Annotated in this window: 21 protein-coding genes; 3 read left to right on the top strand and 18 right to left on the bottom strand. The window is 61.1% G+C overall.

Translation table 11 applies throughout. The features are described 5' to 3' along the window. Positions 1–2: 2 nt before the first annotated feature. From NKJ73_RS05280 to NKJ73_RS05230, 11 genes are all read right to left on the bottom strand, one after another. Positions 3–1,406 carry a pyruvate dehydrogenase complex E1 component subunit beta gene (locus NKJ73_RS05280; RefSeq protein ID WP_352568600.1) on the bottom strand — a complete coding sequence of 468 codons (1,404 nt, stop codon included), beginning with the start codon at positions 1,404–1,406 and terminating at the stop codon, positions 3–5. A gap of 15 nt (positions 1,407–1,421) precedes the next feature. Beyond that, on the bottom strand, positions 1,422–2,462 hold the full coding sequence (gene pdhA, locus NKJ73_RS05275; protein ID WP_352568599.1) for a pyruvate dehydrogenase (acetyl-transferring) E1 component subunit alpha: 1,041 nt from the start codon (positions 2,460–2,462) through the stop codon (positions 1,422–1,424). Positions 2,463–2,632: 170 nt separating this feature from the next. Beyond that, the gene (locus NKJ73_RS05270) at positions 2,633–2,953 is read right to left on the bottom strand and encodes an FtsB family cell division protein (RefSeq protein ID WP_352523806.1); all 321 of its coding nucleotides are present in this window, start codon (positions 2,951–2,953) and stop codon (positions 2,633–2,635) included. 135 nt (positions 2,954–3,088) lie between these two features. Further along, on the bottom strand, positions 3,089–4,363 hold the full coding sequence (eno, locus tag NKJ73_RS05265) for a phosphopyruvate hydratase (protein ID WP_352568598.1): 1,275 nt from the start codon (positions 4,361–4,363) through the stop codon (positions 3,089–3,091). Between the two features lie 413 nt (positions 4,364–4,776). After that, a complete protein-coding gene (locus NKJ73_RS05260) occupies positions 4,777–5,142 on the bottom strand; it encodes a PRC-barrel domain-containing protein (RefSeq protein WP_352568597.1) in 366 nt (121 codons plus the stop codon). A 122-nt stretch (positions 5,143–5,264) separates the two neighbouring features. Beyond that, the gene (gene kdsA / locus NKJ73_RS05255) at positions 5,265–6,116 is read right to left on the bottom strand and encodes a 3-deoxy-8-phosphooctulonate synthase (protein WP_352568595.1); all 852 of its coding nucleotides are present in this window, start codon (positions 6,114–6,116) and stop codon (positions 5,265–5,267) included. After that, the gene (locus NKJ73_RS05250; protein ID WP_352568594.1) at positions 6,113–7,000 is read right to left on the bottom strand and encodes a VOC family protein; all 888 of its coding nucleotides are present in this window, start codon (positions 6,998–7,000) and stop codon (positions 6,113–6,115) included. Before NKJ73_RS05250 ends, kdsA begins: the two co-directional genes overlap by 4 nt. A 96-nt stretch (positions 7,001–7,096) precedes the next feature. Next, the gene (locus NKJ73_RS05245) at positions 7,097–7,384 is read right to left on the bottom strand and encodes a Dabb family protein (RefSeq protein ID WP_254817185.1); all 288 of its coding nucleotides are present in this window, start codon (positions 7,382–7,384) and stop codon (positions 7,097–7,099) included. A gap of 103 nt (positions 7,385–7,487) precedes the next feature. Beyond that, entirely contained in the window at positions 7,488–7,622 is a 135-nt protein-coding gene (locus NKJ73_RS05240; protein WP_292655342.1) for a hypothetical protein, read from the bottom strand. Between the two features lie 367 nt (positions 7,623–7,989). Further along, complete coding sequence (locus tag NKJ73_RS05235) at positions 7,990–9,969, bottom strand: bifunctional 2',3'-cyclic-nucleotide 2'-phosphodiesterase/3'-nucleotidase (protein ID WP_352568593.1); 1,980 nt, start codon at positions 9,967–9,969, stop codon at positions 7,990–7,992. A gap of 131 nt (positions 9,970–10,100) precedes the next feature. Then, positions 10,101–11,366 (bottom strand): NAD(P)/FAD-dependent oxidoreductase, encoded by a 1,266-nt coding sequence (locus NKJ73_RS05230; RefSeq protein WP_352568592.1) that lies wholly within the window; start codon positions 11,364–11,366, stop codon positions 10,101–10,103. A 180-nt stretch (positions 11,367–11,546) separates the two neighbouring features. Between NKJ73_RS05230 and NKJ73_RS05225 the strand changes: the two genes are divergently transcribed. Next, positions 11,547–12,203, top strand: coding sequence for a 5-formyltetrahydrofolate cyclo-ligase (locus NKJ73_RS05225; RefSeq protein ID WP_352568591.1), 657 nt, complete (start codon positions 11,547–11,549; stop codon positions 12,201–12,203). Positions 12,204–12,216: 13 nt separating this feature from the next. Here NKJ73_RS05225 and NKJ73_RS05220 read toward each other — a convergent pair whose 3' ends face one another. Then, a complete protein-coding gene (locus NKJ73_RS05220; protein WP_352568590.1) occupies positions 12,217–12,690 on the bottom strand; it encodes an Lrp/AsnC family transcriptional regulator in 474 nt (157 codons plus the stop codon). A gap of 157 nt (positions 12,691–12,847) precedes the next feature. On the opposite strand from NKJ73_RS05220, the gene ald reads away from it, so the two are divergent. Then, the gene (gene ald / locus NKJ73_RS05215; RefSeq protein WP_023675100.1) at positions 12,848–13,963 is read left to right on the top strand and encodes an alanine dehydrogenase; all 1,116 of its coding nucleotides are present in this window, start codon (positions 12,848–12,850) and stop codon (positions 13,961–13,963) included. Positions 13,964–14,211: 248 nt separating this feature from the next. Here ald and NKJ73_RS05210 read toward each other — a convergent pair whose 3' ends face one another. The 6 genes from NKJ73_RS05210 to NKJ73_RS05185 all read right to left on the bottom strand — a co-directional run bounded on the left by NKJ73_RS05210 (position 14,212) and on the right by NKJ73_RS05185 (position 18,946). Then, positions 14,212–14,679 (bottom strand): DUF1203 domain-containing protein, encoded by a 468-nt coding sequence (locus tag NKJ73_RS05210; protein WP_352457506.1) that lies wholly within the window; start codon positions 14,677–14,679, stop codon positions 14,212–14,214. Positions 14,680–14,755: 76 nt separating this feature from the next. Further along, the gene (gene dapB, locus NKJ73_RS05205) at positions 14,756–15,562 is read right to left on the bottom strand and encodes a 4-hydroxy-tetrahydrodipicolinate reductase (protein WP_352568589.1); all 807 of its coding nucleotides are present in this window, start codon (positions 15,560–15,562) and stop codon (positions 14,756–14,758) included. Between the two features lie 150 nt (positions 15,563–15,712). Next, positions 15,713–16,276: a GNAT family N-acetyltransferase gene (locus tag NKJ73_RS05200; protein WP_352448953.1), complete on the bottom strand. Its 564-nt coding sequence runs from the start codon at positions 16,274–16,276 to the stop codon at positions 15,713–15,715. A gap of 5 nt (positions 16,277–16,281) precedes the next feature. Continuing rightward, a complete protein-coding gene (sseA, locus tag NKJ73_RS05195; RefSeq protein WP_023675104.1) occupies positions 16,282–17,133 on the bottom strand; it encodes a 3-mercaptopyruvate sulfurtransferase in 852 nt (283 codons plus the stop codon). Positions 17,134–17,168: 35 nt separating this feature from the next. Next, positions 17,169–17,912, bottom strand: coding sequence for an alanyl-tRNA editing protein (locus NKJ73_RS05190; protein WP_352568588.1), 744 nt, complete (start codon positions 17,910–17,912; stop codon positions 17,169–17,171). Then, positions 17,912–18,946: a cysteine synthase A gene (locus NKJ73_RS05185; protein WP_352457507.1), complete on the bottom strand. Its 1,035-nt coding sequence runs from the start codon at positions 18,944–18,946 to the stop codon at positions 17,912–17,914. Before NKJ73_RS05185 ends, NKJ73_RS05190 begins: the two co-directional genes overlap by 1 nt. A gap of 215 nt (positions 18,947–19,161) precedes the next feature. Between NKJ73_RS05185 and NKJ73_RS05180 the strand changes: the two genes are divergently transcribed. Next, positions 19,162–19,983 (top strand): SDR family oxidoreductase, encoded by an 822-nt coding sequence (locus tag NKJ73_RS05180; RefSeq protein WP_352457508.1) that lies wholly within the window; start codon positions 19,162–19,164, stop codon positions 19,981–19,983. Positions 19,984–19,995: the final 12 nt, after the last annotated feature.

The raw sequence follows: 19,995 nt of genomic DNA, 5'->3' as shown, positions 1-19,995 counted from the left end.
GCTCAGCGATACGTGACGGCTTTGACCGCCTCGACGACCTCGCCGACATTGGGCAGCGCCAGCTTTTCGAGGTTCGCCGCATAGGGCATCGGCACGTCCTTGCCGGCAATGGTAATGACCGGTGCATCGAGGAAATCGAAGGCGCGCTGCGAGACCTGATTGGCGATATGGTCGCCGACCGAGTTCTGCGGAAAGCCTTCCTCGACCACCACCAGGCGATTGGTCTTCTTGACCGAGGCGATGATCGTGTCGAAGTCGAGCGGGCGGATGGTGCGCAAGTCGATGATCTCGGCATCGATGCCCATGCCGCGCAACTCCGCCTCCGCCTTGAGCGCGTAGGTCATGCCGATGCCGAACGAGACGATGGTCACGTCCTTGCCGGATTTGTGAATGCGCGCCTTGCCGATCGGCAACACGAAATCATCTATCTTCGGCACGTCGAAGGAGTGGCCGTAAAGGATTTCGTTTTCGAGGAAGATGACCGGGTTCGGATCGCGGATCGCCGCCTTGAGCAGACCCTTGGCGTCGGCGGCGGTATAGGGCATCACCACCTTTAGGCCGGGAATATGGCTGTACCAGGCGGCATAGCATTGCGAATGCTGCGCGGCGACGCGGGCAGCCGCGCCGTTCGGGCCGCGAAAGACGATCGGGGCGCCCATCTGGCCGCCGGACATATAGAGCGTCTTGGCGGCTGAATTGATGATCTGGTCGATCGCCTGCATGGCGAAGTTGAAAGTCATGAACTCGACGATCGGCTTCAGGCCGGCCATCGCCGCGCCAACACCAACGCCGGCAAAGCCGTGCTCGGTGATCGGCGTGTCGACCACGCGCCGCGGACCGAATTCCTGCAATAGGCCTTGCGTGATCTTGTAGGCGCCCTGGTACTCGGCGACTTCCTCGCCCATGACAAAGACATCGCCGTCGCGGCGCATTTCCTCAGCCATTGCATCGCGCAAGGCTTCACGCACCGTGGTCGAGACCATTTCGGTGCCGGCCGGGATGTCCGGATCGGCGGCAATTTCCAGCCTGGGCGCGGCGGCAACAGGTGTTACCGCTTCGCTCTTGGCCGGAGCAGCCGCGGGGGCCGGAGCAGCCGCGGGCGCTGCCGCTTGCGACTCGACAGCCTCCTCGCCAATGCCTTCGCCCGCCTCGTCGATGTCTTCGCCATCGAGGGCCAGCACAGCGATCAGCGTGTTGACCTTGACGCCTTCGGTGCCGGCAGGAACCACGATCTTGGCAAGTGTGCCTTCATCGACGGCTTCGACTTCCATCGTTGCCTTGTCGGTTTCGATCTCGGCAATGGCGTCACCGGCTGCGACTTTGTCGCCTTCTTTCTTCAACCACTTGGAAACATTACCCTCTTCCATGGTCGGCGAGAGGGCGGGCATGAGAATTTCGATCGGCATGTCCTTGCCCTCTCGTTAAAGTACGATATCGGTCCAGAGCTCGGACGGATCCGGCTCCGCGTCGTTCTGGGCAAATTCTGCAGCGTCGGCGACAACGTCGCGGACTTCCTTGTCGATGGCCTTGAGCTCGTCCTCGCTTGCCCATTTCTTGTCGAGCAAGCGTGCCTTGACCTGTTCGATCGGGTCACGTTCGGAGCGCATTTTCTGCACTTCTTCCTTGGAGCGATATTTTGCCGGATCCGACATCGAATGGCCGCGGTAGCGGTAGGTCTGCATTTCGAGAATGAGCGGCCCGTTGCCGGCGCGGCACCATTCGCCGGCGAGGTCGCCGGCGGCCTTGACGGCGCGCACATCCATGCCGTCGACCTGGATGCCTGGAATCTTGAAGGAGGCGCCGCGATGCGAAAAATCCGTCTCGGCCGACGAGCGCGAGACCGAGGTGCCCATGGCATAGCGGTTGTTCTCGATGATATAGACCACCGGAAGCTTCCACAGCGAGGCCATATTGAAGCTTTCGTAGACCTGGCCCTGATTCGCGGCGCCATCGCCGAAATAGGTCAGCGTCATATTGTTGTTGCCGCGATAGCGGTTGGCGAAGGCAATGCCGGTGCCGAGCGACACTTGCGCGCCGACGATGCCGTGGCCGCCGTAAAAATGCTTCTCCTTGGAGAACATGTGCATGGAGCCGCCCTTGCCTCTGGACAGGCCGCTACGGCGCCCGGTCAGTTCGGCCATGACGCCGCGCGGCGACAACTCCATGGCCAGCATATGGCCATGATCGCGATAGGCGGTGATCATCTGGTCGCCATCGATCAGCGCCATCTTCATGCCGGTAACGACCGCTTCCTGGCCGATGTAGAGATGGCAGAAACCGCCGATGAAGCCCATGCCGTAAAGCTGGCCGGCCTTTTCCTCGAAGCGGCGGATGAGCAGCATGTGCCGGTAGGCGGCAAGCTCCTGGTCTTTGGTGAATTCAACAGGCTTTGGGGTGGAAAGGCCCGGCGTTTTGCCGTCGGATTTGGATTTGGCAGGCGCTTTTCTGGCGGCGGTGGCCATGCATCACTCCCTGTTGGCGTCTCTTGGCGGACAGCGAGGGAGATCAGTCTCCCACCGATTTGAGGCAGGCTAACATGCAGGGAAGGCTTTCGCCATGCCGAAAACGCATGGCTGTCATGCATCTAAGCGATTAAAATCATTGCAAATATCGCCGATTAACGGAAATCCAGTTATCTTGCGGCCGGCAGCATGATGGTGATCTCGTCGGCATGGGACAGATTAAGCGCCTTGCGCGCCTGCTCGTCCAGCATGTCCTTCTCGAGCGTGCCCTCATGCATCAGCTGGACGCGGCGCTCGAGGTCGATCCGGCGTGCCTTGACGGCATCGAGCCTGCCCTGCAATTCGACAGTCTCGGCTTCGAGCCGATACTTGGAATAGATGCCGAACTCGCCATGATAGGCATGGAAGCCGAAATAGGTCAGGAACACCACGCAGAGCGAGGGGATGATAAGCCGGCCGGTGTTTCTTTGCTTGTGCTGGCGTGTCCACATGGTCCGAATCCTCTGCGCCGCCTTTGTCGCCCGATTGTGCTTAATGGACGGTTACAGACTGTTGGATTCAGAGCCAGGAAGCAAAAAAGGGCGGGAATGTCCCCGCCCTCGCCGCCGCGGATTTTCTCTCGGAAATCAGCTTTTCACGATGGACTTGCCGGCATATCGCGCCTGCTTGCCGAGCTCCTCCTCGATGCGGATGAGCTGGTTGTACTTGGCCATGCGATCCGAGCGTGACAGCGAGCCCGTCTTGATCTGCCCGCAATTGGTGGCAACGGCGAGGTCGGCGATGGTCGAATCCTCGGTCTCGCCCGAGCGGTGCGACATCACCGCGGTATAGCCGGCCTTGTGCGCGGTCTCGACGGCGTCGAGCGTTTCGGTAAGCGAGCCGATCTGGTTGACCTTGACCAGGATCGAATTGGCGACACCCATGCGGATGCCGTCGCGCAACCGCGCCGTGTTGGTGACGAACAGATCGTCGCCAACCAACTGCGTTTGCTTGCCGATGAGATCGGTCAGCATTTTCCAGCCGTCCCAGTCATCCTCGGCCAAGCCGTCCTCAATGGTGATGATCGGGTAGTCGGCAGCGAGTTTGGCCAGATATCTGGCCTGCGCCTTCGGGTCGCGGGTCTTCCTCTCGCCTTCATAGACGTAGTTGCCATCCTTGAAGAATTCGGTCGCCGCGCAGTCGAGGCCTAGCGCAACCTCCTCGCCGGGCTTGAAGCCAGCCTGCTCGATCGATTCCATGATGAAGTCGAGCGCGGCCGGCGCGCTCTTCAGGTTGGGGGCAAAGCCGCCCTCGTCGCCGACATTGGTGTTGTGGCCGGCGTCCTTCAACTTCTTTCGCAGCGTATGAAAGATCTCCGAGCCCCAGCGCACGCCGTCGCGCAGCGTCGGCGCGCCGATCGGCAGGATCATGAATTCCTGGAAATCGATCGGGTTGTCGGCATGCGCGCCGCCATTGATGATGTTCATCATAGGCACCGGCAGCACATGAGCTTTGGTACCGCCGACATAACGGTACAGCGGCAGGTCGGCCGCTTCGGCCGCGGCCTTGGCCACCGCCAGCGACACGCCGAGGATGGCATTGGCGCCGAGCCGGCTCTTGTTGGCCGTACCATCGAGATCGATCATGGTCTGGTCGATATGGATCTGATTCTCCGCCTCCATGCCGCCGATCGCCTCGAACAGCTCGCCGTTCACCGCCTCGACCGCTGTCAGCACGCCCTTGCCGAGATAGCGGGGGCCGCCATCGCGTAGTTCGACTGCCTCATGCGCGCCGGTCGAGGCACCGGACGGCACCGCGGCGCGACCCATCGAGCCGTCTTCGAGCACGACGTCGACCTCGACGGTCGGATTTCCGCGGCTGTCCAGGATTTCACGCCCGACAATGTCGATGATGGCCGTCATTGCGATGTCCCCGATTGATCGATTGAAGCGTCGCGCACCTCTTAGCCAAAGCGCTGCAAAACGCAATCGGGGCACTTGCAAATATTGCCCGTGCGCCCATTGCCGCTCTTGGGATTCACGAAGCACGAAGCGCTGTCATCATTTGTCATGCGCCGCATGCCGGTTTCTGGTCTATGGCTGTTGTCGCGCGGGGCGAAACAGGAGGAGTTTCGCCATGTCCCAGTTGAGCGGTATTGTGAGTTTGTTCCTGATTGCGGCTGCGTTCCTGACGTCGTGCGACAATCAGCAACCCCCGCAGGGATCGTCGCCTTTGCCGGCCCTGCAGATTGCGCAGTAGCATCCCGCCACATCGAAAGGCCCCCGATTTCCGGGGGCCTTTTTGATTCCAGGAGACTTAGTCAGTGCCAGTAAGGTCAGTGCCAGTAAGGCTCGACCTTGTAGTAGTTGTATGAGGCGTCACGCGCGGCCTCTCCGTCGGCGCCGGTCAGCTCGTTGATCGAATAGGAAGGAGCGGCCATCAGCTGGTCTTTGGTGAACGGCACGACATAGCCACCCTTGTTCTCATCATAGTCTAGGCTTGCCCACGGAATGGCGTGGTATTTCTCGCCGATGCCGAGAAATCCGCCAAAACCGATCACGGCAAACATGATTCCGTTCGACAGTTTGTCGAGCATGACGTCCTCGATGTCGCCGATATGAGTGCCTTCCGTATTGTAGACCGATGTGCCGATAACCCGCGAAGCGGCGATGGCTTCGGTGTGTCCCGTCTGGGTCATCATGGTGTGCTCCTCGTCGTCGTTGACATTAGATTTTGACAATGAGGGCCGCGGGCTAAGGTTCCAGGCGGGTTCGAAATTCTTCAAAGTTTTCTTGGCCGCGCTGCTGTGGCGCAACTGCTGGTTCAACCCACGCTTTTGGCGATGCGATCGAACGCCATCAGCCGTTCAAGCAATGCGGGAAGATCCTTCAGCGGCACCATGTTGGGACCGTCGGAAGGCGCGTTGTCGGGGTCCTGGTGCGTCTCGATGAAGACGCCGGCTACGCCAACCGCGACGGCCGCGCGCGCCAGCGTCTCGACAAAGCGCCGGTCACCTCCAGACGAACCGCCCTGCCCACCCGGCTGCTGCACGGAATGGGTGGCATCGAAAATCACCGGCGCGCCGATCTCGGCCATGATCGGCAGCGCCCGCATGTCGGACACCAGGGTGTTGTAACCAAAGGATGCGCCGCGCTCGGTGACCAAGACATTGGCGTTGCCGGAGCCGATGATCTTGGCGACGACGTTCTTCATGTCCCACGGCGCGAGGAATTGCCCCTTCTTCACATTGACCACCTTGCCGGTTCTTGCCGCAGCAATCAGCAAATCGGTCTGCCGGCTAAGGAAGGCAGGAATCTGCAGGATATCAACATGCGGCGCGACGATCGCGCATTGTTCCTCGGTATGGACGTCAGTCAGGATCGGCAGCGAAAAATTCTTGCGCAAATCGTCGAAGATCGGCATTGCCGCTTCAAGTCCCGCACCGCGCGTGCCGCCAAGCGAGGTGCGATTGGCCTTGTCGTAACTGGTCTTGTAGACGAGCCCAATGCCGAGCCTTTCGGTCAGTTCCTTTAGCGCACCGGCCATGTCGAAAGCGTGCTGCCGCGATTCCAACTGGCATGGACCGGCGATCAGCGACAGGGGCGCGCTGTTGCCGAAAATGACCTTGCCGACCGCAACGGAAGAGTTCGGCATCAGGGGATTGAGCTTGTTCATGCGATCTCCCGGAAAATGAAGGCTGCGCCCTGCCCTGGCGCCGGCGGCACGATGGTATCACCGCCGCGCATGTGGTGTTCGACGGAATTGGCTGCAAGCAACTTGGCGACGGCATCGCCATGCCTAATCGAAAAGACGATCCCAGCAAAGCGGAGTTCAGATTGCGCCTCGGCAGGAATGCCAAAGCGTGCCGAATAGGCTGCAGGATCCAGAACGGTCACGACGGCATTCGGCAACTCATAGACAGTGCCGCCGCCCTGCGCCTCGATTCCGGCTACGATCGAAATCAAATGGCCTTGTTCGAAAGGTTCGCCACTGACTGCCACGATTTCGACAATGCCGGTTGCGCCATTGGCGTGGGCCTGCAACGCAGTACGGTCGACGTTCGGCGCATTGATCCGCTCGCAGGCGAAGAGAAAAGCGTCCGTTGTCTTGCCTGTAGCCGCGAAGGCCAGTTTGAACGATGCGGTGTCGCTCTTTCCTGTCGCATCAGCGAAGGCGCGCGAAAAACTGAGCATGTCTCCCGCCGACAGTTCGGCTTCGATGAAGCGCGCGTGGTCCGCGGCGGCGCTGTCGGTGCCCAGCGCCACGGCAGAAAATCCTTCATCGCCGTTTTTTTCGCGATAAGTGAGATCACGCCCGACAAAGACATTGCGGTTCGCGATCGCCGTTGCCACAGTCTGTCTGTCGGCGACAGCGAGCGGCTCGAGATAGGTGCCGTCGGTGAGGAAGACACAGCAGTTTTCCGTTCCGAAAGGGTGGATACCTGTCGGCGCAACGGTAAAGCCGAGCGAGGTCAAGCGCGCCCGCGCAACATCGAGGCTCGCTGTCGGCAGCACCAGGTGATCGAGCGGATGAGGCCTTGCGGGGGTGTTCTCGGTCATGTCCCGCGCGATGTGCCTCATTCCTGAAAATGGTTCAAGGGCTTGGCCGACGTCTCAGCGGCAAGACCACCTCAGCCCGTAGGGGACGGCGGCTCGTCAACTTGCAACGATGTCGGCCGAATAACGCAATTCGCGCAGAGGTTTGACCCGGCTGGTCGTCTCTGCATAGAGCGGATGCGCCTTGTAGGCGGCGAGCGCCGCTTCGTCCTCGAACTCGGCGTAGACGACCACATCGATCTCATCCGAGAGCGGGTCGACCTTGGTGTTGAGCGTTACCTCGAAATGACGCGAATGAGGTATCTTGCCAAGCGCCAGGAGGCCCGTGCGCACTGCCTCGACATCCGCTTTGTGCCGTGCGCTGAAGAAAACGATATGCCGGATCAACCCAGCCTCCTCGACCGTTGGACCGGCGTTCTTTTGTGTCAGCGGGAGCGTGCCGTCAATCGGCAGGTTTGTCGCGTCTGCGAACCGTAGCAGCGAAGAGAAACTACACCATGCTGGTTACATAGTGCACGATGCGGGTCACCTCCCTGACCGTCCTGTCGAGGTAGCGGCCTTGGTTGTAAATGCCGTCCCAGATCAGGAAAAAGGTGACGGTCGTGATGACGATGACATAACGCATGACTAAAACTAGCGCATATGGACGGTTGCAACCATAGCGATTCCGGCCCTGCTGGGACTCTCCCCGAATTTAACGGCCTTTGGTCTGTCCGCTGCGATGCTTGCTGGCCAGAATGGCGCTACCGCTGCAGGGCGCCTTGGAAAGATAACCCCGCTCGGCTTCGACGACCGCTTCCCGCCTCGATCGACCAACTGCCACACGATTATTCCGGTGGGATTTCGACGGACGCGCTGGATCTGGTCATGCCTGCCGTCAAGCGGCGTTTCGCACCACCTGCTTGAAGAGGCCCCCTGTCTCAAACGGATTGGCCGTATCGGCACACTGTCTTAACCCTGAGACAGTTGGAGCCGACGCTCAAATCCTCGCCTCAAAGAGTGATGCGGTACTTGGAAAACCCCGCTTCGCCCTCGCCCGCCGGCTCGATCTTCAGCGACTTCACTTGCGCAATAAACTCTCTCGCCTTGGCGCCGGTCTCGAACACGACGCTGGTTTCCGGCAGCGGCGCAAACGACCAGTTAGCATCCGCCGACGGGTTGATGGTGCCTTCGCTGACGATATAGCGCACGATCACGTCGCGGTTGGTGTCGGGCGCTTCGTAGATGATCTTCGAGGCATTGATCTCCGGGAAATTGCCCCCGCCGCCGGCTCGGTAGTTGTTGGTGACGACGACGAATTTCCGCATGGGGCCAATTGGTTTGCCGTCGAACATCAAGTCAATGATGCGGGTCGAGCCAGCATTCACCAGCCCGCCCTTCGAATCATATTTCGGTGGCTGCGACAGATCGATCTTGTATGTGACGCCGTCGATCACGTCGAAATTATAAGACGGGAAGTCGGTGTTGATGAGCGCCTGGTCGGCTTTGCCCGGTTCGATCCGGTTGAAGATGCCGGCCGACATTTCCAGCCATTCCTTCACCTCTGCCCCGGTGATTTCGACGGCGCGCACCGTGTTTGGATAGAGGTAGAGGTCGGCGACGTTCTTGATGGCGATATCGCCCACCGGCACGTCGGTGTAATAGTCGGCGCCGTTGCGCCCGCCCGCCTTGAACGGTGCCGCCGCCGACAACAGCGGCATATCCTTCCACTCTGTGTTCTTCAGGATGTCCTTCAAGTACCAGGTCTGCGCCTGGCTGACGATCTGCACCGATGGATCGTCGGCGACCAGCGCAAAATAGGAATAGAGCGGCGCCGAGGTTTTGCCGACCGGCCGGCGCACATAGGCAAGCGTCGCCTCGTGGTCCTGTTTGAGCGCGTCGACGATGCGCTGGTCGTCCGCGACGGTCGGCTTGTTCGTCTTGTCGACCCGCTCAAAAATCGGCCTGGCCTCAGAGGTCGTCGAAACGATTTTCCACGTCGATCCGTCGCGCTCCAGCAACAGATCGATCAGCCCCATGTGCGAGCCCCAGAAGCCGGCCATGACGGCGGGCTTGCCTTGCAATGTGCCTTTCGCCGTATCGACGGCGTCCAGCGACTGAAAGTCCTTCTTGCCGGGGAAGACCAGATGCTGGTGGCCGGTGAACACCGCATCGATACCTTCGACACCGGCAACGAAGAAGGAGGCATTCTCCATCATTTCGCTTTGCTTCACATCGATGCCGGAATGGGAGAGCGCAATGACGATGTCGGCGCCTTCTTCCTTCATTTGCGGCACCCACGCCTTGGCCGCCTCGACGATGTCGCGCGTCTTGACGCTGCCCTCGAGGTTTTTCAGGTCCCAGACCATGATCTGCGGCGGCACGAAGCCGATGATGCCGATCCTGATCGGTTGCTCGGCGCCCGACCCGTCTTTGATGTTCCTTTCGAGGATGACGTAAGGCTTGAGATAAAGCTTGTCGTCGCGCGGGTTCGCGGCGAGCTCCGTGCCGCGGATCAGGTTCGCGCAGACAAACGGGAAATTGGCACCGGCCAGCACCTTGTCCATGAACGACAGGCCATAGTTGAACTCGTGGTTGCCGAGCGTCGAGCATTCGTAGCCGAGCAGGTTCATGCCCTTCATGACCGGATGCAGATCGCCATCCTTCATCCCCCTCTCGTAGGCGATGTAGTCGCCCATCGGGTTGCCTTGCAGAAGGTCGCCATTATCGATCAGCATCGCGTTGGTTGCTTCCTTGCGCACGGCTTCAATCAACGATGCCGTTCGCGACAGCCCCATCGTGTCGTTAGCTTTGTCGGCGTAGTAGTCGTAAGGCAGCACATTCACGTGGATGTCGGTCGTCTCCATAATCCTCAGATGCGCCTGATTGGCTTGAGCCCGGGCGGAGAACGGGTGCAGCATGATCAGCGCTCCGCTGGCGGCAACGCCGGCGAGGAAATCGCGGCGTGAGACGAGGTGGCGCAATTGGGACATTCGTTCTCTCTTCCTTCCACGACGTGACAAGTCCTGCCCGAAGCAAAGCTTCGCGCCGAAATCCAGCCGAGTCCAGAAGCCGATTCCATCAAGAGGAGGTGACGCGCCGATGAATGTCCGGCAGCGAACAATCAGCCCTTATCGTCGTCGCCCTGGGTGATCAGCCGCGCGCTGCGCTGACCGGTGAAGTAGATCCATAGCCAACTCAGGGAAACCGCAAGCCGGTTACGAAAGCCGATCAGGAAGTAAATATGCGCCAAGCCCCATAGCCACCAGGCAAGCCGGCCGGTAAGCTTGATCCAGCCGAAATCGATGGCCGCCGCGCGCTTGCCTATCGTCGCCAAATCGCCGTCATGCCTGTAGCTGAAAGGACGCGGTGTCGCGTCACCGGCAAGCCTTGCCTTGATCGCCGTGGCGACGTGCCGTCCCTGCTGCTTGGCGGCGGGCGCGACGCCCGGCACCAGCCGGCCATCCGGCCGCAGGACGTGCGCTGCGTCACCGATGACGAAAATCTCCGGGTTTCCCGGCGCACTCAGGTCGGGCTCGACAAGCACTCTGCCCGCGCGGTCCGCTGCCGCGCCGAGCCATTCGGCGGCTGGCGAAGCGGCTACGCCCGCCGCCCAAAGAATTGTCCTGGCCGGCAAATGCCTGTCGCCGAAGACGACACCCTCAGCATCGCAGCGCGTAACCGCTCGGCCGAGTTCGACGGTCACGCCGAGCCGTTCGAGCGCCTTCATTGCATAATCGGAGAGTTCCGGCGCGAAATTGGCAAGAACGCGGTCGCCGGCCTCAATCAGCACCACACGCGTCTGCCGCGTGTCGATGTTGCGGAACTCGCCGCGCAGCGTGTCGTGCGCCAGTTCGGCAATGGTGCCGGCCAATTCCACGCCGGTCGGCCCGCCGCCGACGATCGCCAGCGTCAGCAATGCCTGGCGCTGGGCGGGATCGGTTTCCCGCTCGGCCTGCTCGAAAGCCAAAAGAATACGCCGTCGAATGGTCGTGGCGTCCTCCAGCGTCTTCAGGCCCGGGGCGAATGGCTCCCATTCGTCATGGCCGAAATAGGCGTGCCGCGCGCCGGTGGCCAGCACCAGCGTGTCGTAAGCGACCGTGCCGCCGTCCTGCAGCAGCACCCGCTTGCCGGTGCGGTCGATGCCAGTCACGGTGGCAAGCAGCGTCGTCACGTCCTTGCGCCTGCGCAGGAGATGGCGGATCGGCCAAGCCACTTCGGAGGTGGCCAGGGCCGTCGTCGCCACCTGGTAGAGCAGCGGCTGAAAGAGGTGATGATTGCGCCTATCGATCATGGTGATGCGCACCGGCGCGCCGGCAAGTGCGCGGGTGAATTCGAGGCCGCCGAAACCGGCGCCTACGACGACGACGTGATGGTTGGCTATGTTCATCTCACTCATCCCTTTCGCCAAGGCTGATGTAAGTATCCTTGTGCAGTGCAGCAATGCCTGCGCTGCAACTGCCTGGGACTCGTCTCTTGATGTCGTGAATACGCATGCTGCAGACTCATTCCCGGATATAGCTTACGTCCCGGATACGACTTGGTCGGAACAGTATATTGCAGGTGAAGCATGGCTAGGAATGAAGATGAAGACTCAGCGCAGTACGCCTCGCCGCCTTGTTTTATGCACGAGCTTGATCCGGAGTTCCAAGCGCCGCTATCCGACTGGACCGACGTAAGGCGCTGGCGCAAGGCCGAGCGCGAGCGGTTGATCGTATCCCGCCTTGCCGTTTCGGCCGACACGCGCGCAGCCATGTCGCAGCGCATTGCCGAAGGGCTCGACGCGGTGATCGGCGACATCGCCGGCCGCATGGTCAGCCTCTATTGGCCGTTTCGCGGCGAGCCGGACCTGCGCCCGTGGATGGAAACCGTTAACGCGCGGGGCGGGCGCACGGCGTTGCCCGTCGTTGTCGAGAAAGACCGGCCGCTTGTCTTTCGCGCCTATACCCACGGAGACCGGCTGGAGAAGGGCGTCTGGAATATCCCGATACCGGCTGACGGCGATCCGGTGTTACCCGACATCGTCATTTCGCCGATTGTCGGCATCGATCCTGGGCAGTTTCGCCTGGGTTATGGCGGCGGCTTCTTCGATCGCACGCTTGCCGCGATGCCCTTCAAACCGCTGGTCATCGGCGTCGGCTACGAACTGCAGCGCATCGTCACCATCTACCCGCAGCCGCACGACATTCCGATGGACCGTGTGGTGACCGAGGCAGTCAAGGACTAGGCGAGTTCGGGGCCTAGGCGAGTTCAGGCTTCATTCCCACGGCCGTGCGATCGACGATTTCGCGCAAGGCAAAAGACGAATTGATCTTCGTCACATGCGGCATTGCCGACAGCCACTCCTTGTGGATACGTTCGTAGTCGACGAGATCCTTTGCCGCGATGCGCAGGATGTAGTCATATTCGCCCGACATCAAATGGCAGGACAGGACGTTCGGGCAGCGCTTTATCGCTGCCTCAAAATCCGACAACGTCTTCTCGAATTGCCCGGACAGCGATATATGCACGATCGCCGTCATCTGGTGCCCAAGCGCAGCGTTGGACAGCCGGGCATGATAGCCGCGGATGGTTCCGGATTTCTCCAGATTGTCCAGCCGCCGCGAACAGGCCGACTGCGACAGGCCAACCTTCTCGGCGAGCGCTGCGTTGGGTATCCGCCCGTCTTTCTGCAACGTCCCGAGAATGGCGATATCAATCCTGTCGAGCGGCATTTTTGCGGGTTCCTGCGAGAATTCTAATGTTTTGCGCAACGATTATCGAACAGTGGCCTCTCTGGCAAGCGCATTCGCAAACACTTACCGAACGATTCGTGGTTCACTATCTCTAGACAGGGAACAGGTCCTAAAAGGGCCGGATCAGGAGAAAAAGATGCGCGTCGGTTGCCCCCGGGAAATCAAGAACCATGAATACCGCGTCGGCCTGACACCGGGTTCGGTCCGTGAATATGTCGCGCATGGCCATGAAGTGCTGATCGAGACCGGCGCCGGCGCCGGCATCGGCGCCGATGACAACGCGTATCGCGCCGCCGGCGCCACGATTGCCAAAACGGCCGCCGACGTTTTTGCCAAGTCTGACATGATCGTGAAGGTCAAGGAGCCGCAGCCCAACGAATGGGTTCAGCTCCGCGACGGCCAGATCCTCTATACCTATCTGCATCTTGCCCCGGATCCGGAGCAGACCAAGGGCCTGCTGGCCTCCGGCGTGACCGCGATAGCCTACGAGACGGTCACCGACGAGCGCGGCGGTCTGCCGCTGCTAGCACCGATGTCGGAAGTCGCCGGCCGCCTGTCGATCCAGGCGGGCGCAACGGCGCTGCAAAAGGCCAATGGTGGCCGCGGCGTGCTACTTGGCGGCGTGCCCGGCGTGCTCCCCGGCAAGGTCACTGTGCTCGGCGGCGGCGTCGTCGGCCTGCATGCTGCACGGATGGCCGCCGGCCTTGGCGCCGACGTCACCATCATTGACCGCTCGATCCCGCGCCTGCGTCAGCTCGACGACATCTTTGGCGGCCGCGTCCACACCCGCTACTCGACCGTCGAGGCGCTGGAGGAAGAATGTTTTTCGGCTGACATCGTCGTCGGCGCCGTGCTGATCCCGGGGGCAGCAGCGCCAAAGCTGGTGACGCGCGAAATGCTGTCGGGCATGAAGAAAGGCGCCGTGCTGGTCGACGTCGCCATCGACCAGGGCGGCTGCTTCGAGACCTCGCACGCCACCACCCATGCCGAGCCGACCTATGAGGTCGATGGCGTCATCCACTATTGCGTCGCCAACATGCCGGGTGCGGTGCCGGTCACCTCGGCCCACGCGCTCAATAATGCGACGCTGCATTATGGCCTGCAGCTCGCCGACAAGGGCCTCAAGGCGCTGGTAGACGACCACCATCTGCGCAACGGGCTGAACGTCCACAAGGGCAAGATCACGAATCGCGCAGTGGCCGAAGCGCTCGGTTACGACCTGGTCGAGCCGAAGGCCGTTCTCGCCGCCTGAGCTGTCCGAATCTGCCTCTCCAGTGCCCGTCGGATTCGTCCGACGGGTTTTTTCTTATGTCGAAAAACTGAAAAGTGTCGGGCGCGCGGAATAACCGGACAACAAAAAAGTGGAGCCAAAGCCCCGCTTCCTCGGTTGTCGAAAATTCCCGCCGGTTCATCCGCGGTCGGCAAATCGATCGACAGTGTGTTTCTACCGCTTGTATGCGACGGGAGTACGACAGTCCCAAGCCGGTGCAGCCTGTCCGGTTACGCGCGGTCGATCCGGCACTGATAGCAATTGTTGCGCGCCGAGCGGATGTGGACGTAAGCGATGTCGTCGCGTTCGAACAACGTCTCTGCCCGTGCGGCAATTGCGTCGGTCGGAATGACGCCGCCGCTGCCGTAAACGATGCGGTCGTCCTTGCCATAACCACGCACAATGTAATCGCTGCTTTCGAGCATTTCGGGAAGCATTTTCCCCTCGGCGGCGCGTTCGCATTCTTTCGCATGCAGAAAGATCGGCCCCGTTTCGGCATAAGGCTGCAGCTCCGGAAAAGGCCGATAGGCCAAAACAAGATAGGCTTCTCCCACAGCAATATTTTTCAAGCAATGACGGCAAGGCACGCCGTCGCCATCCGAAATTTGCCGCTCTGGCTTCAAGCCATAAGCATCCGGCCCGCCGCGCTGAAGTGCCCGGACAGCATTGGTTGGCAAGGCTTTGAATTTTAGCGTCATGGCAAAATCTCCGGTGTCGTCGACCGGAATTATGCTCGCAAGACAGAGCTTCCCACCCGATTCCTGCCGAAATGGATCAATCCATCAGCGCGTCGAGACCACGAACCAGACCTTTGACCTGCTGTACCCGTCTGATGGCGAGCAGCGTGCCCGCCACGTAAGGCGCCGCGGACGAGCCGGCGTCGTGGCGTATGGTCAGCCGCTCGTCTGGCAGACCGAACAGCGCCTCGCAGGACAGGATGTAGGACGGCAGGCGAAGCGCGTGCACTTGCACCCCCTCGCCTGCGCCGACCGCACCACCGCGTGTGGCCGGCACGCCGGAGACCTCGGAGACCGGCTTTGCCGTTGAGGCCTTGCGGATGTCGGCCAGCGCTTCAGCAAGCTCTCGTGCGGTTCCGGAGGGCGCGTCGGGCTTCTTTGCACTAGCATAATCGATGACCTCGACATCCGGCACGTATTTTGCCGCCATAAGTGCAAACCGCTTCATCAGCGTGGCGGTGATGGAAAAGTTGCCAGCGGCAACAACGCCGACGCCATTGGCGCGCGCCGCGGCGTCGATCTCGGCATAGTCGGCAGCTCCCAGTCCCGACGTGCCGATCACCGTGTGCCGTCCGTTGTCGATGGCGAGCAGCACATGGTCTTTCACGACATGCGGCTTGGTGAAGTCGACCAGCACGTCCGACGGCGCCTCCAGCGCCTCGGCCAGCGAGGCCGAAACGGCAATACCATTAGCCGGCATACCAACCAGCAGACCGGAATCCTGCCCCGCGCCGCTGCGTGATACAGCCCCGGCCAGCGCCATGTCGCCTTGCGCCCCGATCGCCGGAACCAGCGCTTTGCCGACCCAGCCGGTCGCGCCGGCCATTACCACGCGTATTGCCATCGTGCGATCCTCCATCACCCATCGGTTTTTAGACGATAGCGATATGGAAAGAGCCAAGCTCATTCAAGTCGGGCTCGCCTTTGAGTGTTGATCCAGAGACTCTGGGACATTGCAAAGACAAGCTGAAGCTCGGATGAACGGGCCTGAAAATCAGGGCCGCATGACGCTGGCCGCGCGCTCGGCAAAAGACATCGGATGTACGACCTCCTTTTTTTGCGCCACTGGCGTAAAGCCGAGTTTTTGATAGAGCGGCAGTGCTGCTGGGTGATCGAGGGTGCAGGTCTGCACCGTCACCCGCTTTGGCCCGTGCGACCAGGCTGCGGCGATTGCCGCACCGAGGAACCAGCGGCCGATGCCTTGCCCGGTCGCGTGCTCCATCATTCCGAAATAAGCGAGTTCCACTTCCTCCGGCAAATGCGGCTTGAGGTCGAAGAAGCCGGCCGGCGCACCATCCAGATAAAGCACCCTGATGTCGCGGTCCTCGCGGTGGATGCCCGCCGCAAGCTCCTCGTCGCTCAGCCTCAAAACATTGACCCAGTGCCATTTGCGGCCGACCCGATCCATCAAATAGCGGTAGAAATGCAGGGGAATGTCTTTGGTCTTGAGCAGCGCGATCTGGCGGTTGTACGGCAGCGGCGGCGAATAGGCAGGCGGCACATGCATTTCGAGAAACGTCACGGTGACATCGATGTCTTCCAGCGATCCGTCTTCCATCACCGTCAGTCCTTGCCCGTCACGACAGGCGTGTCGGAAAGCCCGCCCCATTCGGTCCATGAACCGTCATAAAGCCTGTTGTCGGCATGGCCAAGCGTCTCCAAAGCTAGCGTGACGGCTGCCGCGGTGACGCCCGACCCGCAGGAGGTGACGACCGGCTTCGACAGGTCGATGCCGGCTCCTTCGATCACTTTGCGCAGCCTGTCCTTCGGCAACAATTCGCCGTTTTCCGAAAGCGCCGAAAACGGCACGTTGTGCGCGCCCGGCATATGGCCGGAGCGGATGCCGGGGCGCGGCTCCGGCTCGGTGCCGGCAAAACGGCCAGGCGAGCGCGCGTCGGCGATCTGGCTCTCCCCCGTCTCGACGATCCGGCGCATGTCGGCAAGGCTGGCGACGCGGGCGGCATCGAAGTTGGCATAAAACACGCAAGGCGCGATCTTCGTCGGCTCCGCAGTCACCGGCCGTCCGGCGGCTTTCCAACGATCGAAGCCGCCGTCGAGTATATAGACCTGGAACACGCCCATGACGCGAAACAACCACCAGGCGCGCGGTGCAGAAAAGAACCCTGGCCCGTCATAGACAACAATCGTGTCATCGGCCGAAATACCCATCGCGCCGACATATTGCGCGAAATGCTGCGGCGACGGCAGCGTGTGCGGCAGAGCCGCGTCGGGGTCCGAAACCGCATCCTGGTCGAGGAAGCGGGCGCCTGGAATATGCGCTACGTCGTACTCGGCGCGCGCGTCACGCTTTTGCGCCGGCAGATACCAGGACGCGTCGACAATCGTCAGGCCGGGTTCGCCGAGCCGCTTCTGTAACCAATCGGCATCGATGGTGAAAGGACTGTCGTCGGCCATCTTTTCTCTCCTGTCCCGTCCGTCGCAGTCCTATATCAGGCTGGCGGCATAGGACCAAAGCGAATGCGGAAGCGCCGGTTCTCGCGGCCCTTCTTCTCGATCTTGCCGATATGGATCTCGCCGATTTCGCTGGTGCTCTTTACATGGGTGCCGCCGCAAGGCTGGCTGTCGATCGAAGCGTTCTCGCCGATGCAGACCAATCGGATCCTTCCCGTGCCGGCCGGGGGCCGCACATTCTTGGATTTCACCAAGCCCGGATTGGATGCCAGTTCCTCGTCGGAAATGAGCCGGGTGAAGATCGGGTGGTCGGCTCGCACCAGCTCCATCAGTCTGGCCGTCACGTCTTCCTTGGTAAAGCCGGCGTCCGGGATGTCGAAATCGATACGGCTGTCGTCCTCGGAAACCGCGGCGCCGGTGATCGGGAACGGACAGACGACGGTAAGCAGGTGGCAGGCAGAATGCATGCGCATCAGCAACTGCCGCCGCGGCCAGTCGATGGCGAGCCTCATGCGCTCGCCCACCTTTGGAACTGCCTGCTCCGGCGCCGGCACATGGATGATCTCGTCCTTGGTTTCGCCGGTGATCGTAGCGGCAATCGCTATGCCGGTGCCGTCGGCGCGTTCGAGGCTGCCGGTGTCGCCCGGCTGCCCGCCCGATGTGGCGTAAAACACCGTCCGGTCCAGAATGATGCCGCCGCGATTATTGACTGCGACGACGGTGGCGTCGGCCGTCCCCAGATAGGCGTCGTCACGAAACAGCGCTTCGGTCTTGTGCGCCATCACGCAACCCTTTCGAACGGTACCGAAATCGTGCTCTGTTGCTCCATCCACCCCGGCACCGGCAGCTTCTTTTCGCGCAGGAATTCAGGATTGAACAGCTTCGACTGGTAGCGCGTGCCGTAGTCGCAAAGCATGGTCACGATGGTGTGGCCGGGGCCTAGCTCGCGCGCCAGGCGAATGGCGCCGGCAATGTTGATGCCCGTCGAACCGCCAACGCAAAGCCCCTCCTCCTGGATCAGGTCGAATACGATCGGCAGCGCGTCCTCGTCGGGGATCTGGAAGGCAAAATCGGGTGTAAAGCCTTGGAGGTTGGCGGTGATCCGCCCCTGCCCGATGCCTTCGGTGATCGAACTGCCCTCGGATTTCAGCTCGCCGCTGGTGTAGAAGGAATAGAGCGCTGCCCCCAGCGGATCGGCCAGCGCGATCTTGACCTGGTTGTTTTTGGCCTTCAGCCCGAAACCGACGCCTGCCAGAGTGCCGCCGGAACCGACCGCCGACACGAAACCATCCACCTTGCCGTCGGTCTGGTTCCAGATTTCTTCGGCCGTGGTGCGGATATGGCCGTCACGGTTGGCGACATTGTCGAACTGGTTGGCCCAGATCGCGCCGTTCGGCTCGCTCTTCGCCATCTGCTCGGCCAGTCGGCCCGACAGCTTCACGTAATTGTTCGGGTTCTTGTAAGGCACGGCGGGCACTTCGATCAGCTCGGCGCCGAGCAGTTTGATTGTATCCTTCTTCTCCTGGCTCTGGGTGTCGGGAATGACGATCACCGTGCGGTAGCCGAGCGCCTTGGCAACCAGTGTCAATCCGATGCCGGTATTTCCGGCCGTCCCCTCGACGATGACGCCGCCGGGCCGCAGCAGCCTGCGCTGCTCCGCATCGCGGATGATAAACAGGCCGGCGCGGTCCTTTACCGACTGCCCGGGATTCATGAATTCGGCCTTGCCCAGGATCTCGCAGCCGGTTGCTTCCGAGGCCTTGTTGAGGCGGATCAGGGGCGTGTTGCCGATCACGTCGATCACAGAACGGGGCATGGAGATTCCTTTGTGGGTGCGGCGAAACCCTAGAAACCCGAAGCTTCGGTTTCAAGGCAAGAATTTGCCTGGTCCAGTCGCATTTCGCACACTGCAATTCCTACAGCCAGGAGCGCCCGACCGGTATTCATTTCAACCATGTACCGAAAAGCACTCTTTTCATTCGATTTCTTCACCGGTAGAGCACAGGCTAAGAAGAGCCGGCGGGGCGCAACATGACACTCTATCGGGCCAATCCGAAGCATGGCGTCGCCTGGATTACGGGCGGCAGCAGCGGTATCGGCCGTTCGCTGGCCAAGGATCTTGCCGCTCGGGGCTATGTCGTCGCGGTGACTGCGCCAGATGACCATCCGATCGATACGCTCATCGTCGAAACGGCGCAGATGGCGGGCCGTGTCGCAGCCTATCCTTGCGACGTGACCGACGAAAAACGCATGGCAAAGACGGTTGCAGCGATCGAGAAAGATCTCGGTCCGATCGTGTTGGCAGTGTTCAACGCTGGAAGCTATATCGCAACGCCGGGCGAGGATCTTGTGGCGCGCAATTTCCGTCGGTCTTTCGAAGTCAATTATTTTGGCATCATCAATGGCCTGCTGCCGGTCATCGAACGCATGCGCGTGCGCTCGCGCGGCCATGTCGTGCTGATCGGTTCGGTTACCGCCTATTTCGGCTGGCCCACCACCGCCGCCTATGGTGGCACCAAGGCGGCAGTCAATATCCTGGCCGAGTCGCTGAAATACGATTTCGACAAGATGAACGTCCGCATCCAGGTGATTAATCCGGGCTTTGTCGACACGCGGCTGACCGAAAAGAACTTCCTGCCGATGCCGGGCTTGATGCCGGTCAATCTGGCCTCGCGCCGCATCGCGCAAGGCATCGAATACGGCGGCTTCGAAGTCACTTTCCCACGCCGCCTGAGTTGGACGCTGAAGTTGCTCAGGATGCTGCCGAGGCCGTTCTGCCGATGGGTGATCAGCACGGTCACCCGCTGGAATGCGCGGCCACTGAATTTCGACCGCAAGCCGCCAGTCGAGTAGGATCGGTGATGG

Origin of the sequence: Mesorhizobium sp. M0074, from assembly GCF_040322975.1 — a bacterium.
Lineage (GTDB): Bacteria > Pseudomonadota > Alphaproteobacteria > Rhizobiales > Rhizobiaceae > Mesorhizobium.
This window is presented reverse-complemented; position numbering and strand designations above follow the sequence as displayed.

Bases quoted from the DNA above. Each gene is read 5' to 3' on its own strand.
- NKJ73_RS05280 (WP_352568600.1), bottom strand. From the start codon at position 1,406: ATGCCGATCGAAATTCTCATGCCCGCCCTCTCGCCGACCATGGAAGAG.
- pdhA (WP_352568599.1), bottom strand. From the start codon at position 2,462: ATGGCCACCGCCGCCAGAAAAGCGCCTGCCAAATCCAAATCCGACGGC.
- NKJ73_RS05270 (WP_352523806.1), bottom strand. From the start codon at position 2,953: ATGTGGACACGCCAGCACAAGCAAAGAAACACCGGCCGGCTTATCATC.
- eno (WP_352568598.1), bottom strand. From the start codon at position 4,363: ATGACGGCCATCATCGACATTGTCGGGCGTGAAATCCTGGACAGCCGC.
- NKJ73_RS05260 (WP_352568597.1), bottom strand. From the start codon at position 5,142: ATGATGACCCAGACGGGACACACCGAAGCCATCGCCGCTTCGCGGGTT.
- kdsA (WP_352568595.1), bottom strand. From the start codon at position 6,116: ATGAACAAGCTCAATCCCCTGATGCCGAACTCTTCCGTTGCGGTCGGC.
- NKJ73_RS05250 (WP_352568594.1), bottom strand. From the start codon at position 7,000: ATGACCGAGAACACCCCCGCAAGGCCTCATCCGCTCGATCACCTGGTG.
- NKJ73_RS05240 (WP_292655342.1), bottom strand. From the start codon at position 7,622: ATGCGTTATGTCATCGTCATCACGACCGTCACCTTTTTCCTGATCTGG.
- NKJ73_RS05235 (WP_352568593.1), bottom strand. From the start codon at position 9,969: ATGTCCCAATTGCGCCACCTCGTCTCACGCCGCGATTTCCTCGCCGGC.
- NKJ73_RS05230 (WP_352568592.1), bottom strand. From the start codon at position 11,366: ATGAACATAGCCAACCATCACGTCGTCGTCGTAGGCGCCGGTTTCGGC.
- NKJ73_RS05225 (WP_352568591.1), top strand. From the start codon at position 11,547: ATGGCTAGGAATGAAGATGAAGACTCAGCGCAGTACGCCTCGCCGCCT.
- NKJ73_RS05220 (WP_352568590.1), bottom strand. From the start codon at position 12,690: ATGCCGCTCGACAGGATTGATATCGCCATTCTCGGGACGTTGCAGAAA.
- ald (WP_023675100.1), top strand. From the start codon at position 12,848: ATGCGCGTCGGTTGCCCCCGGGAAATCAAGAACCATGAATACCGCGTC.
- NKJ73_RS05210 (WP_352457506.1), bottom strand. From the start codon at position 14,679: ATGACGCTAAAATTCAAAGCCTTGCCAACCAATGCTGTCCGGGCACTT.
- dapB (WP_352568589.1), bottom strand. From the start codon at position 15,562: ATGGCAATACGCGTGGTAATGGCCGGCGCGACCGGCTGGGTCGGCAAA.
- NKJ73_RS05200 (WP_352448953.1), bottom strand. From the start codon at position 16,276: ATGGAAGACGGATCGCTGGAAGACATCGATGTCACCGTGACGTTTCTC.
- sseA (WP_023675104.1), bottom strand. From the start codon at position 17,133: ATGGCCGACGACAGTCCTTTCACCATCGATGCCGATTGGTTACAGAAG.
- NKJ73_RS05190 (WP_352568588.1), bottom strand. From the start codon at position 17,912: ATGGCGCACAAGACCGAAGCGCTGTTTCGTGACGACGCCTATCTGGGG.
- NKJ73_RS05185 (WP_352457507.1), bottom strand. From the start codon at position 18,946: ATGCCCCGTTCTGTGATCGACGTGATCGGCAACACGCCCCTGATCCGC.
- NKJ73_RS05180 (WP_352457508.1), top strand. From the start codon at position 19,162: ATGACACTCTATCGGGCCAATCCGAAGCATGGCGTCGCCTGGATTACG.